General features: G+C 48.6%; 15 protein-coding genes. 2 read left to right on the top strand and 13 right to left on the bottom strand.

The genetic code is table 11. The features are described from left to right. Window positions 1-2 precede the first annotated feature (2 nt). The 13 genes from IE181_RS12860 to IE181_RS12920 form a co-directional block, all read right to left on the bottom strand. On the bottom strand, window positions 3-494 hold the full coding sequence (locus tag IE181_RS12860; RefSeq protein WP_191253554.1) for an Lrp/AsnC family transcriptional regulator: 492 nt from the start codon (window positions 492-494) through the stop codon (window positions 3-5). A 144-nt stretch (window positions 495-638) separates the two neighbouring features. Beyond that, a complete protein-coding gene (locus IE181_RS12865; protein WP_191253556.1) occupies window positions 639-1,109 on the bottom strand; it encodes a DoxX family protein in 471 nt (156 codons plus the stop codon). 52 nt (window positions 1,110-1,161) lie between these two features. Next, window positions 1,162-1,899, bottom strand: a complete 738-nt coding sequence (locus tag IE181_RS12870; protein WP_191253557.1) for an HvfC/BufC N-terminal domain-containing protein — start codon at window positions 1,897-1,899, stop codon at window positions 1,162-1,164. Next, window positions 1,896-2,852, bottom strand: coding sequence for an MNIO family bufferin maturase (bufB, locus tag IE181_RS12875; protein WP_229819427.1), 957 nt, complete (start codon window positions 2,850-2,852; stop codon window positions 1,896-1,898). The genes IE181_RS12870 and bufB overlap by 4 nt, the downstream gene beginning before the upstream one ends. 31 nt (window positions 2,853-2,883) lie before the next feature. Further along, window positions 2,884-3,162, bottom strand: a complete 279-nt coding sequence (locus tag IE181_RS12880; RefSeq protein ID WP_191253560.1) for a BufA1 family periplasmic bufferin-type metallophore — start codon at window positions 3,160-3,162, stop codon at window positions 2,884-2,886. Window positions 3,163-3,476: 314 nt separating this feature from the next. Further along, the gene (locus tag IE181_RS12885) at window positions 3,477-6,446 is read right to left on the bottom strand and encodes a hypothetical protein (protein ID WP_191253562.1); all 2,970 of its coding nucleotides are present in this window, start codon (window positions 6,444-6,446) and stop codon (window positions 3,477-3,479) included. Beyond that, window positions 6,433-7,158, bottom strand: coding sequence for an OmpA/MotB family protein (locus tag IE181_RS12890; protein ID WP_191253564.1), 726 nt, complete (start codon window positions 7,156-7,158; stop codon window positions 6,433-6,435). Before IE181_RS12890 ends, IE181_RS12885 begins: the two co-directional genes overlap by 14 nt. Beyond that, on the bottom strand, window positions 7,158-7,823 hold the full coding sequence (locus IE181_RS12895; protein WP_191253566.1) for a hypothetical protein: 666 nt from the start codon (window positions 7,821-7,823) through the stop codon (window positions 7,158-7,160). Before IE181_RS12895 ends, IE181_RS12890 begins: the two co-directional genes overlap by 1 nt. 29 nt (window positions 7,824-7,852) lie before the next feature. After that, window positions 7,853-8,500, bottom strand: coding sequence for a protein phosphatase CheZ (locus tag IE181_RS12900; protein ID WP_191253568.1), 648 nt, complete (start codon window positions 8,498-8,500; stop codon window positions 7,853-7,855). A gap of 65 nt (window positions 8,501-8,565) precedes the next feature. Beyond that, window positions 8,566-9,276, bottom strand: coding sequence for a MotE family protein (locus IE181_RS12905; RefSeq protein ID WP_191253570.1), 711 nt, complete (start codon window positions 9,274-9,276; stop codon window positions 8,566-8,568). Between the two features lie 57 nt (window positions 9,277-9,333). Then, window positions 9,334-9,777 (bottom strand): DUF6468 domain-containing protein, encoded by a 444-nt coding sequence (locus IE181_RS12910; RefSeq protein ID WP_191253572.1) that lies wholly within the window; start codon window positions 9,775-9,777, stop codon window positions 9,334-9,336. A gap of 33 nt (window positions 9,778-9,810) precedes the next feature. After that, entirely contained in the window at window positions 9,811-10,962 is a 1,152-nt protein-coding gene (gene fliM / locus IE181_RS12915) for a flagellar motor switch protein FliM (RefSeq protein ID WP_191253574.1), read from the bottom strand. A 67-nt stretch (window positions 10,963-11,029) separates the two neighbouring features. After that, a complete protein-coding gene (locus IE181_RS12920) occupies window positions 11,030-11,614 on the bottom strand; it encodes a flagellar basal body-associated FliL family protein (RefSeq protein WP_191253576.1) in 585 nt (194 codons plus the stop codon). Between the two features lie 336 nt (window positions 11,615-11,950). Between IE181_RS12920 and IE181_RS12925 the strand changes: the two genes are divergently transcribed. Together IE181_RS12925 and flgG are read left to right on the top strand one after the other, a co-directional pair. Next, window positions 11,951-12,697: a flagellar hook basal-body protein gene (locus IE181_RS12925; RefSeq protein WP_191253578.1), complete on the top strand. Its 747-nt coding sequence runs from the start codon at window positions 11,951-11,953 to the stop codon at window positions 12,695-12,697. A gap of 47 nt (window positions 12,698-12,744) precedes the next feature. Then, window positions 12,745-13,530, top strand: a complete 786-nt coding sequence (gene flgG / locus IE181_RS12930) for a flagellar basal-body rod protein FlgG (protein WP_191253580.1) — start codon at window positions 12,745-12,747, stop codon at window positions 13,528-13,530. Window positions 13,531-13,539: the final 9 nt, after the last annotated feature.

Genomic DNA, 13,539 nt, shown 5'->3' on the forward strand with positions numbered 1-13,539 from the left:
ACTTATGTCCGTTTGCGACGATTTTTTTCTTCGGGCAATGCGTAATCCAACGGCAATGCAGTCGTGTACTTTATGCGTTCCATCGCGAAAGAGGAGCTAACATCCGTAAGTTTGACCGACCGGATCAATTCTTTGTAAAAAGTATCGTACGCAGCCATATCCGGCACGACGACCCGCATCAAATAATCAATATCCCCGCTCATGCGGTAAAGCTCTACCACTTCCGGGAAGGAGGACACGATTTTTGCAAACTCATCAAGCCAATCAAAATTATGCTGGTTCGTTTTAACCGCCACGAAAACATCAAGGGAAACATTGATATGCTCCCTGTTAACCAGTGCAACCCTCTTGGTAATGTAGCCTTCTTGCTCCAGTATCTGAATGCGTCGCCAGCACGGCGTGGTCGAAAGCCCCACCCTTTCCGCGATTTCAGAAGTGCTAAGCGTGGCATCTTCCTGCAGTAAACCAAGAATTTTTTGGTCAATTTTATCCATTTCACCCATACCCTTAGAATAAATTTCTATATTCCTGTCTTGTGCACCTTAGCAAGGTTTGGGCAGGATGGAAGGAAATTTGCAGGAACTTATACTGAATTCATGGGTGACATGGTTCACTTGGCTCCTCACCTTTGACCCTATCTACTTTCTTGATCTAAAGAAATGATCAACTGACAGCTTACCTGGTCCCATCATCACCAACGGAAGAAGTACAGCTGCCCAAACAGCATGTTCCATAAAAGAAGCAGGATACACATAAAATTGAATAACCGCTGTCATACCAAGCAGCCCCAATGCGCTCAGACGCGTCAGCAATCCAATTAGAAGCATAAGCGGCAGTAATGTTTCCATATAAATTGCTAGCTGTGCCATCAATTGCGGCAATGAATACCCCCAGATTTCACCCGCGAAGCCGTAATCATCTTCAAATAGATATAAGGCGATATCTGACGGCGTGAAATAGCCAGACGCAGCATCAACCTTGGTCCTTCCGGACTGGTAAAACACCTGCCCAATCCAAACCCGAAAAAACAACAGACCATAATCCTGAAACGACAGTACGCTCTCCAGCTTTTGGCACGACTTCTCCATTAGTATTCTCATACTATTCATTGGTTCTTCCTTTATTAAACGTGTGCAGCAGACGATATGCCTGCCAGTTTTCTTAACTTGGCACAGGCCTGAGCAACCCGATCGCTTTCAGCTGATCGACGGCTTCGTCATTTCCGGCCTTATTGTCAGCCCCGGACTTCAAATCCCTGTAAGCTGTCAATGCCTCTCCTTCCAAAGAGAAAAGCCGTACTTCACCGCCCTGTTTTACGACGACAGCAATTTGGCCGCCTGCATCTATATGCACTGCCTCTGGGGGCAGTTGACCCGTACCGACCATCCACAGGGAAAGAACTGGAAACTTACTTTCGATGACGGATGCGTCAAAATTCAGGTGCCACTGAATTTGCTCAGGCAGCGCCTGTTCCTCCGCTGCAGTAACTTCAGAATAAAAAGCCTGTGTCTCAGCTGAGTTTTGAACGGAAAATACTGCCCATTCAAGCCTGGCCACATCCGCGAGATATTGAAGGTGGGCCAGTTCTTCATACCCATCAATAAAGTGCCCCAAACAGTCCCCATATTCATTCAAACAGGAAGATTTAGGCGGTACAGACTTGATATATTCGCCCAACAGCCCGCGCATAAAGACCTCGCCAACAAAGGCCTGCATAACCGGAAAGATAGAGATAAGCGCATCCGTTAGACTTTGACGGTATGTATTCTGGTGAATTTGCAACCTTGCTTTCGGTGAGATTGACCCGACCGACACAATCTCTTCAAGCAGTGCAGATGGGGCATGGCCGGAAAGTATTGTATCTTTCATTGCGCTTTGTATGTCTGCAAGCGATGTCATTGGAATACCGCCTGTCCGTGTGCTTGACTATCTACTACGGGACGCTCAGAAGTATTCTGCATCAACGTCTGCGCTTTTTGTGCTTCGCTGACCAGTGTTGAAAGGGGCGGAATATTCGTATCCCACTCAATCAGTGTCGGACGTGCGCCCACCTGACGTATCAAAGCAGCATAAAGCGACCAAACTGCCCTGTCGACATGGCTACCATGGTCATCAATTCTAATCTCTGTCCCATCAACATCTTTAAGCAGGTGGCCCGCAAGGTGAATTTCTCCGATCAAGTCGGCTGGAATCTGACTGATATAGTCCAAGGCCTTTGCATAGCCTGTTTCGGCGCTTTTTGCCTCTTGCTCACCAGACATGTTGCAAGCAGATACATACACATTATTGACATCCAACAGCAAACGACAGCCAGTATTCTCTGCCAGCCGGATCAGAAATTCCGGTTCAGGTATTGTCGTGCCTTCAAAAGCCAGATAGCTGGACGGATTTTCCACTAGTAGCGGTCTTGATATTGCATCCTGCACACAGGCCACATTATCTGAGACGATACGCAGGCTCTCTTCATTCAGTGGCAGCGGTAACAGGTCATTGAGATATGTCCCGTCAGACACGGACCAGGCTAAATGCTCCGAAACCAGCGCAGGGTTATAGTCATCTACTAATGCCTTAAACCGATGTAGATGATTTCGATCAATGCCTTCCGCTGAACCCAGCGACAGCCCAACACCGTGGATGGACAAGGCATACTGGCTAGTAATCTTTTCTAGGAAAGAACGATGTGGCCCACCGAAAACCATATGGTTTTCAGCGTGTACTTCAAAAAATGATAATGGCGGCAAAGAGTTCAGAACATCATGATAATGCTGTGCCTTTAATCCAATACCAACAGGCGCCATATGACCAAAAAGTCCACCCATTGTATTCTTGTCAGACAGAGCGTTCATACTCATACATCCTTCGCCGCCTAATCTAGATTTAGCGTTACGCTTTGCCAGGCTTCAGCTTGCCGCCCGCAATACGCTCGCAGTACCCTGCTGGCATATAAATCCACTCTTCAGGATGTGCGTCAGTTTTTGCCTGACCCGCACAGCTATGAGTAGACGTACCGCAGTCGTTCATGCCTTTCGCAACAACGCCGTAGCACTTTTCTTTTTTCATTTTTTCATCAGCTGCAGAAGCGTTACCTGCAATTGCAGTAGCAGCAAACGCAACAACACCAGTTGTTACAACAGCCTTTTTTGTCAAAGAGTTAAACTTCATCAGACAGTTCCCTTTTTGCTTTCAGAGTTTCTTTTTACACAGCGATATGAATGAATCTTTCTCGCTGGGTAATGTATTGTTGCGCAACCAATCGAAAAAATAAAATCATAAAACTGTCACGAGATAGTGAGCCCAGCCATCAACGACAGGCAAGTACCCCACAAGTCGCAGAAAACAGGCATATTTATAGAGTATGGTCACGCAGAAAAATGTTGGCCGTACTTCAGGAAGGGGCCAGATTCAAAAGACTAACATACCTGAAACACAGAATTGTGAGCCAATAAATCAACTTTAAGAAGCTTAATGAACCAGTATTAGTTAGTGGAAAAGTCGCTTCTGTAATCTCGCATGAAGCTTTCCAGCTTGTCGATGCTGGCAATCTGTCCGGCAATCGCGCCTAATTCTCGCCCTGTTAAAATCTGATCGCTGGTTAACAGGTCAAATGCATTGGCAAATTCGCCATCTCGCATTTGGTTCCGGTATGTCTCCCGTATCTGAATTAAACCGGCACGGTCTTCTTCAAATGTCATCGCAATCGCAAGTCTTAGAAGATAAAGCCGCTGCAGTGGATTCAGAACACTTGCTTCATCCGTACCAGACAAAAGCTTTCTATTCGCCCGGATAACTGCGGCATAATCTTTGCTGCCCCAATATATATCCGCGCGCATCGCGTCGGCATCCGCACTCAGGTCCGGCTCCAACAGCACTTCAGCTTCTTCAAACCGGTCCATTTCCATCAAGGCACGGGCTTCAACACGATTTCTTTCCGCCAGAATATCAGCAGGTAGCTGTGGCTCTCTGGTTGCACGCATAATTTCCAGTGCAAGCTCGGGGCGTTCATCCAAAATATAAAGCTTGGCCAGGTTTGCCGCAATCTGCGCCCTTGCTGCACCTTCTGTCCGTTCCTGCACCTGATAAAGCAAGAGATCAGCAGCACGGTCCAGCAGGTCAACAGCCACAAGCCTGTCTGCCAACCGCCGTATCATCATGTCCCCGTCTGTACCAAGCGGTGTTAACTCACGGAACTTGTAAAATAGGCTAATGGCGGTGATTGGCTCAATTACTTCTGCTTCGCCGTCCAGATACAGTCGCCGGAACACTTCCACCATACGGGTCGACATACGTCTTTCCCGGGCAGCCGCAGGATAGTAGGAGACCCCAAGCTTCAGGGTTGTCAAACCACTTTCGTAATCCCCTTCAGCAAAATACAAACCGGCAAGGTCATCAAGAATATCTACTTCAAAATTGCCGCCGCGCCATGCATACCGAAGGCGCTCTAACGCTTCTATCGCCGTTGGGACATCAATTTCGTTGGCTTCTAACTGTTTTTTCAACAGTTCATAGCGCGCGCGTGCGGATAGCTCTCTAACAGGACTACTGACCAAATCCTGGAACTGTGCATCTGCTATTAAGCCGTCCCCGCGCAGTCGGGCAATACGGGCAGAATGGTAAACCGCCTCAGATGCCTGTTCCTCATTCAAAACAAGCCCATTCAACAACATCAGCTCACGATCAGCCAGTTCAAGCGCATTTTCAGCAATAGCCGCACGAATGGCAGCTAACTGCATCTCAGCTTTTTCTCTGTCCTCATAGGGGCCAATCACATCCTTGCCGCGATTGTAATAGGTTAGTGCATCTGCAAAGTTCCCCTGTGCCTCGGCAACCATGGTACGCCAAAGATCGATGTCAGGCGAAACCAGCAAATCAGGATGGGCAAAGTCTTCCTCAGCGGCGGCATAACGATGCGCCATTGTGTTGGCAACACCCCGCACTGCATTATATTCACCGTTATCTGTTAATGACGGTTCCGCAGCCAACATTCTTTCCAGCACACCAATAGCTTCCTGCGGGCGCCGGTGAGACAGATAGTAACGGGCCAGTTTCCACCGACCATTATTGGCATCGGACCGACCTTCAAGGGACAGTTCATATAACAGTCGCGCCTTGATCTTGCGATATTCATTCGTTTCACCAAGACGCCAGGCGTCAAAATCAATCAAACGGGTGAACCCACTGCCAGATTGGTTACTATTTTCTGCTGCAAGCAAAGAAGGGTCCAGATTAGAAATGGAAACACCCTCATTAAATACTTCAACCCTGACCCCGTCACTCAGAGGCAGTATCACCAGGCCCTGCGAGCTCTCATGCAGGTCTGCCAAAGCATATCTGTATGTTTCTGCAAGTCCACGCCCTTCTGCCCGAAGCGGCATCACGACCATTAAATCTCCAATCAGTGGATCTTCAATCTCAATCGCGCGGCCAGCGGTTGTCAGTGGGACAAAAACCTGCTGTCCCTCGGTTCTTTCAATCCGCTTGATAGGTTGCAGTGGGAAACGTGGCTCTGCGACTGTGTCTTGTAACGTCAAAACCCATGCCCCCTGACGCCGCTCAAAAACCGTGTTCACGTCCCGCGAAACCGTCATCCGCAAAATAGTTGCATCTGGGTGCGGCACTGTATCTACGGAACGAACCATGGTCTGCAGCAATGCTTGATTATCTGACAGACCTTGCGGACTGAAGCTGCGGGGCTGGTCGAAGACAACCCAAACCTGATTATTTCTCGTAAAGGCAGCCGCCCCCACCGTGTCCTGCCACGGAAATGTCATCTGAATGCGCCCTGCCGCCCCTGACAAAAGAACATCAAGGGGCTCTTCATCACTAACATCCCCCAAAGGAACGGGTGGCAGCGCCAAAGGTGTATCTTGTTCTGGTGTTGACGATGATAGATCGTCTGCTGTGTCACCACCAGTGCCAGCAGGCTGAACACCAGACGACACTTCTTCCTGATCAGACGGTGGATTACTTATGTTACTACCTGTTGACGTGCTTGGCACAGATGGTGAACTGTCAGACACAATAGATGAACCATCTGCCATCATATCCACCACAATCGACAAGCCTGACCGGAAGTGACGCGGTGCCCCGTCAGGGACTACATCGAAGCGTACCACAGTCTGCCTGTCAGCAGAAACAACACTGGGGTTACGCATGTCGCGCATCGGGTCTGTTGGAAGTGTGCCGAACTGCGGTGTAAAGTCAGCATCGAACGTAACCGCAAGAACGGAACCGTTTTTTGACACCTGATAGGAGACTTCCCGATTAAAATCGAAAACAACGCGGGAGAAGGTTGGATGCTCTGCATAGCGCACGGTAATCTGCTCTTGCGCTGATACACCAGCCCCCTTGCCCACAAGCAATACCATCATCACACATGCCATAAACAGCATCTGAAATGGTCGCGCCGCTGGCGGGAAATTTCCTGTTGTCTTCCTAAAAAATGTCATACAAATCTTTTTTATAGCCTTTATTGGCAATTACAATATCTGTTCGTTCCGCCAGTTGATACCGTTCCGACAAATCAAGTGAGTCAGAAAGCTCACTAAACCGTGAATCTGCGTATGCTAAAACTGTCATAGGTCCCATGTAGCCACCTGAAGAAATCATGCCCGCAATAACCCTGCTACGGGACATTGAAAGCTCCCAGTTAGACAGATACTGCCCATTATCAATAGGTGCCCGATTTGTGTGCCCCGAGATGTAAATCCGGTTATTCACACGTGCAAGAATGCCCGCAAGCTCTTTCAAGGCAGTTTCCGTTTCCTGTTTGATTGTCGCTGACTTGTCTTCAAAAATAATCTCGGCTGGCACGGACAATATGAGACGGTCCCCCCGGTGAGAAAGAGTTAAACCCTCAAGCCCTTCAACGCTGGCCAATCCCTGCTGCATAAGACTTTCCAGATAACGCAGGTTCAGCACCTGCGCCGAAAATGCCTGATCACTGGCCGTATCATGAGGTGTTTCGCTAATTGCTATATTTTCAGGATTAAATTGCCGGGTCATTGTTTTAACGACGGCTTCCCAATTGGACATCTGCACACTGTTCATTGAAAAAAGCAAAACGAAAAACGTCAACATCAAAGACAGCAGATCTGCAAAGATCAACATCCAGCCATTACCCGTTTTAGAATCGCCAATATGGGGTTTACGTTTTTCCATTATCGGCCACCACTACTGGTAGGTACTGACCGCACCAAAATAGTAAGTGTACCGGTTTCCACTGGTGCAAATCCGGTAGAAAACGCCCCCAAAGGCAACCCTTTATCTGCCAACATGCGGGCCAGCGCACCTGCACGGCGAATTGACAATTCCTGTCCAGCATCCAGCCCCGAGCTAATACGCCCTGTACCGGAAGCAAACATGAAAACCATTTCCTGCTGGGTTCCCTTGTCGATACGCTTAATTGTTTCTATGAGTGAATCGAGGAACGGATGCTTGTCGGTTCGTACTGTCAAACTACCCCGAACATAGAAAAAGCTCTCCGGAATAGTAAATTCCATCACATCACCGCCCTCGGAAGTATAACGACCTGGAATGGAAAACTCCGTCATGAACAAACCGTTTATGTCTGTCAGGACCGTATCAGTTGGGCCGGGAAGCTCTTCTTCTGCCAGAAAGTCAAAATTTTCAGCCATGGGAACCGCAGGATTTCGAAAAGTCGCTGAGACGCTATCCATCACGGCTTCGGCACGTGAAGTTGCCTGATTAGACATGGCATTCAGGATTACGAAAAAAGCCAGCAGCAACAGATACAGGGAAACGAACAGTCCAAGTGACGAGTCTGCCCCAAATAACTTACGTGTCTGATTTTCTTCATGAATCATTGGCGAATACCCAGATATCAGGTTTCACGTCAATCAAAACTGGCTAGCAAGGCGTCAATATCGTCCTGAGAATTACCTTCACCTTCTAACTGTGGCCCATGCAGAAGGTCTTCTTCATGCACAGCAACGCCTTGATCATCTTTTTCAATATCATCAGGGTTTTCTGGGATATAGGTGTCCCCGATCGCATCAGCCAGCGCGTTAAGTCGTTCTTCCATATGGTTAAGCGTTGACGTAATTTTGGTAACACGCTGCCCTGTCAAATCCTGAAAGCTGGATGCTTCAAAAAGGTGCGTTGATATATCCGCGAGCCGGTCGGCTGTCTTTTCATCTGTTTCCATCGACAGTTCAGTACAGGCTTCGGCCATATCCATAATAACTGTGGCGGCGCCTTCGGTCGACTGAACAATCGCATCAAGTTGATCATGTGCATCGGGTATATGAAAGCCCGACATTGCTTTTGGCTGCATAGAGATCAGTTCATTTTTCGCAGCACCGATATAGTCCAGCAACTCTCGCAACTCTTTTGCAACTTCATGCATCGCAGTTTCTGCGCTGCCTTCTACCAGACTACCTACAACATCGGAGATCTCATCAACGGGCACCTGATCGCCTCTGCTTTCCCGCAGAGCTGCAGCCCTATCCTCGAGAGTAACCATCGCTGCCTGCTTCGTCATGTTTCTTACTCCAACGTCGGATGCTTCTCATCCTGAATTTCCTAACTTATCAGCCAGTGGCGACCTTAGTCATCACTTTCCACATCATCAATTTTGGGCGGCTGTGCCACTGTTGCCAGTTCCGTGGTTAATTTCTGCGCGGCTACTGGAGACATTTTTGACATCAGATCCGCAACCTTTGCCGGTTTCATCATAGAAACCAGATCAACCTGAATATCAAGGTCCAGAGCTTCAAAGCGCGGGGCCGCGTCTTTTGCTTTCATCTTCTCATAGACGGCGACAATTGACCGAAGTTGTTCTTTCTCACGCTCGTCGAAAACGCCCAAATGCTCTTTGATTTTGCTTTCCAGTGCACTTAGCTGACTGATCTTGTCATTGATGCGCTTTTCCGTCCCTGCAAGTAACTGTTCCTGCATATCAAGCTGGACAGCCCGCTGGTCCAATTCTTCCCTGCGCTTTCTTAGCTGGGTAATCAGTTCCATTTCCTCTGACGTTGGGACACCGATCATCAGCGGCTGGGTTGGGCCACTTAATGGATCGGACAAGCCCCCATCAGCTGTTTCCTGATCAGCCGTATCTGCTGTGGCGGTGCCGTCCGCTGTCTGCTCAGCTGCTTCCTGATCTTCCGCAGCTTGTGCTTCCGCAGCAATAGCGCGTGCCGCTACCAGTTCCTCATAGCCTGTGACCAATGACACGGCATGTAACGCAAGCGCAAGAAACGCAACCCCAATCACAATCGGGAATAACCTGAAGTTTCTTTTCACCATTTCAGCCATCTGTCTATCCTCGTTTGGCTCGTCGCACTGCCTGCTACTCTTGTGTCCTAAGACTTCCTACCGCGCCTCTCGCAGCGCTTCTAACAGGGCACGCTGCTCTGCATTTCTTTCCGGATCTGTCTCGTCCTCATCAAGTATATCATTGGAAACAGAACCTATCTTTGCACCCGCACGTCCGGGCCCTGTCAGCCCCTGTTCGATACGGTCGGCCAGATTGTTTCCTGCCTCAATGATTACAGCCATTTCATCAGCAAGTGCACGACCTTTGATCATCTGAGTTTTCAGAGTATCTTCAATGTCGGTTGAAGAAGTCTTAAGATACGTCACACTTTTTTGTGCTTCAGAGATTGCAATATTCAGATTGTCCACGAGTGCCTTCAACTCGGCTTGTCCTTCGCGGATGGTCATCATTCTTCTGTAAACCAGAATACAGGCAACAATTGCCGCCAGCAGAAGGACGACTAAAATCCCGTCAATTACCAATATTGCCATATCATTCATATACTATGCTCTTGCCTAGCTTTGTACGGTGCCTTACCCAGCACCAGCCATAGCCTGGTCCTCTTCATTTTCTATCAGACGCTCTGCCTTGCGCCTAATTTGCACCGCCACCTTGTTACCTGACCGCCCAATAGGACCACTCAACATGGGAATTTCACCACATTTCAACACAACTTCATCCGTGGGTGTCTTATTGAAAGTGATGGTCTGGCCGACCTCAAGGTTCATAATGTCTTTCAGCGACATGGTCGTTTCGTCCATGATAGCTGTTAATTCAACATCCGCGCTCCATAGCTCTGTCGCCAAATGGGTTTCCCAAATGCTGTCGCGACCAAATTTTTCCCCCATGAAACGCTGCAACAGCAGTTCACGGATAGGTTCCAGCGTGGAATAAGGGAACAATACCTCAAGACGTCCACCACGATCTTCCATATCAACACGCAATTTGATCAAAACTGCTGCGTTAGGTGGCCGCGCGATTGTGGCGAACCTTGGGTTGGTCTCAAGCCTGTCAAATGTAAAGTTTACGGGACTTAAAGGTTCGAACGCGCCGCACATGTCTTTCATAACGACAGAGATCATCCGCTCGACCAGTGTCTGCTCAATCGTTGTATATGGTCGGCCTTCGATACGCATTGCGGCGGTACCGCGGCGCCCACCTAAAAGCACGTCCACGATCGAATAAATCAGACTACTGTCGATGGTCATCAAACCGTAGTTATCCCATTCCTCTGCCCGGAAAACAGCTAACATCGCAGGTAACGGAATAGAGTTCAGATAATCACCAAACCTGACCGAGGTGATATTATCCAGGGAAACCTCGATATTATCGGAAGTGAAATTACGAAGAGACGTCGACATCATCCGGACCATACGGTCAAAGATGATATCCATCATTGGCAATCGTTCGTATGAGACAAGCGCACTGTTAATCAGAGCATGGATGCCGGTCGTCTCGCCGTCAGCCATGTCGCCGTCAAAGCCTAGTAGACTATCAATCTCATTCTGATCAAGAACGCGGCCAGGCACACCTTCTTCTTCGGCTTCGCCTTCATCGCCACCGCCGGCCATAGCTTCCCATTCGGCGGCCATGGCATCCTGATCATCGCCACCACCATCACCACCGGCCATAGCCTCCCATTCGGCGGCCATTGCTTCTTCGTCTATTTCTTCATCATCTGCCATAGAACAACTCTGGTTTTACCCTGCTATTGTATATTACCCTTTGTCCGCATGCAAAGGATAGACCATTCTATCCCTGAATTAGAAATTCCTGGAACAGAACATCTTTAACCCTGCTGGGTGCAACCGACTGATTGATGCGCATAAGCAACTCTTCCTTCAACCGGAACAACCCGGATGATCCGTCCAGGTCATCAGGGCGCAGCTCGCGCATGTAGGTGTTTAATTCATCAAGAATACGCGGCAATTTGGCCTCAATATCTGCTCGGTAACTTTCCCGGTCTACTTCAAGAACGATCTTCGCCCGAAGGAAGCTACTACCCTCCCCGCCGGTATTAAGATTATAGACCTGCTCATCCAATTCGATGAACAACAGAGCCAACTCTTCCGGGGGCAAGTCCTGCTCTAATTGCTCGCCGGCCTGTGATGCAGCTGCATCCTCAGCCATCTGGTCAAGCGTAGCATCTACACCCGCAACTTGTTGCTCAGGCTCTTCCTCACCACCAGAAAACATGGAGATAACACCAACAAGAGCCAAGAGGACAACAATTGCAGCGCCTGCAATCATTAAAATGACTTTACCACTGAATTTCTTTTTCTCTAACCCTTCGGTCAGATCGTCGTCGCCCAGAACGTCGTCTTCAGTATCCGCCATGGAAGATATCGCCTTCTATCTATGCCTAATAGTTCCAATCATCCCTTATAATATTTTAATGGGCCAGATTGAAAGATTTATTATTAATTCTCTACAGTTAACAAGGAATGAAGCTAGGCAAAAGATTTATCTTTTCCTTGTGTGACATTTTTTCCGGCCCTTGAACCAATGTGGACATTTCTTCACTGCAATTGTTGCCCTTGCCCCTTATGCAGGTCGTATAAATCACACTATCTAACTGATTTTAAAAGAAAATTAAAGTTGGCACGCTTTATGCTGATTACAGGCCAACGAGCTGGAAAACCAGCCACTGCGAAAATCTGCAGGAGATATAAAATGGATACCGCACTGTTTGTCGGGTTGGCTCATAAAACTGCGCTCAGAAGGCGCATGGACGTTACAGCGAACAATATCGCGAATATGTCCACAACCGCATTTAAAAAAGAACGCGTTGCGTTCAAAGAATATCTGATGGATGTTTCCGGTTCTGCCGGAGCAGCTGGTGACAAGATTTCCTTCGTACAGGATTATGCTGTCGTTCGAAACTTGGACCAGGGCCAAATGGTCCCAACTAGTAATCCTCTCGACATTTATATCAATGGTCGGGGTTATCTGACTGCGGAAGGCCGCGGCGGAGAAACACTCTATACCCGTAATGGCCGCCTGAAGATCGATGAAGAAAACTATTTGTCGCTCTACACTGGCGAACGCATTCTGGATGAAACCGGTCAGGCAATACAAATTCCTGATCAGGACAAGGAAATCCACATTGCAGCCGACGGAACCCTGACCACAGACCAAGGACAGATTGCCAAATTGGGCGTTGCTACCTTCCAAAACGAAGGACAAATGAAACGTCAGGGCAACTCTCTCTATTCTTCAGACGAAAATCCCCTGCCCCCAGAGACAGCATATGATGTCAAACTGGAACAACGGGCTCTGGAAAGCTCAAACGTCAATGCCGTTGAAAGCATGGTCGAAATGATCGACGTGCTGCGCTCGTACCAGCGGGCGGTCAAACAAGGCAAAGAATATGAAGATATGCGTCAAAATTCGCTCGATCGGCTAGCGCGCGTTCAATAAACCGCTGCGCCTGATTGATGCACCCAGATGATTGAAAGGACTTACCAATGAAATCGCTTAGTACAGCCGCTACAGGAATGCTTGCTCAACAAATGAATGTTGAGGTCATTTCAAACAACATCGCCAACATGAACACAACTGGTTACAAACGTCGCCGGGCAGAGTTTCAGGATCTTCTGTATCAGAATGTTGAGCGTGTGGGCGCCAACTCCTCTGATGCGGGCACTACTGTGCCAAGCGGCATCCAGATTGGTCTGGGTGTCCGTGCAGCCGGTGTATACCGGATTGGTGAACAGGGCAGCCTGACCAATACAGGAAACCCTTATGATCTGGCCATTAACGGCAAGGGCTTCTTTCGGGTACAGCTACCGGACGGGCAGGATGCCTACACACGGGCTGGTTCCTTCCAGATTGACCAAAACGGCCAGCTGGTAACGCCGCAGGGATACATCATCCAACCGACAATCAATATTCCGCAGGATGCCAGAGATGTGTCCATCAATAGTCAGGGCGAAATCTCGGTCAAGCTTGATGGTCAGGTACAACCATCCATCATTGGTCAGTTGGATCTTGCAATCTTCCCTAACGAAGGTGGACTGGAAGCAATTGGTAACAACCTTCTGATTGAAAGCCAGGCGTCTGGCCCCGCAAACGTATCCCCGCCCGGTCAGCCAGGGTTCGGTGTCATTACGCAAGGCTTCCTTGAAGCATCCAACGTCAATGCTGTTGCCGAAATCACCAGCATGATCACGGCACAGCGTGCTTATGAACTGAACTCAAAGGTTATTCAGACATCTGATGAAATGCTGAATGCTGCGAACAGCATGCGCTAACGGTAGCAT

It is taken from the genome of Kordiimonas sediminis (assembly GCF_014656395.1).
GTDB lineage: Bacteria > Pseudomonadota > Alphaproteobacteria > Sphingomonadales > Kordiimonadaceae > Kordiimonas_A > Kordiimonas_A sediminis.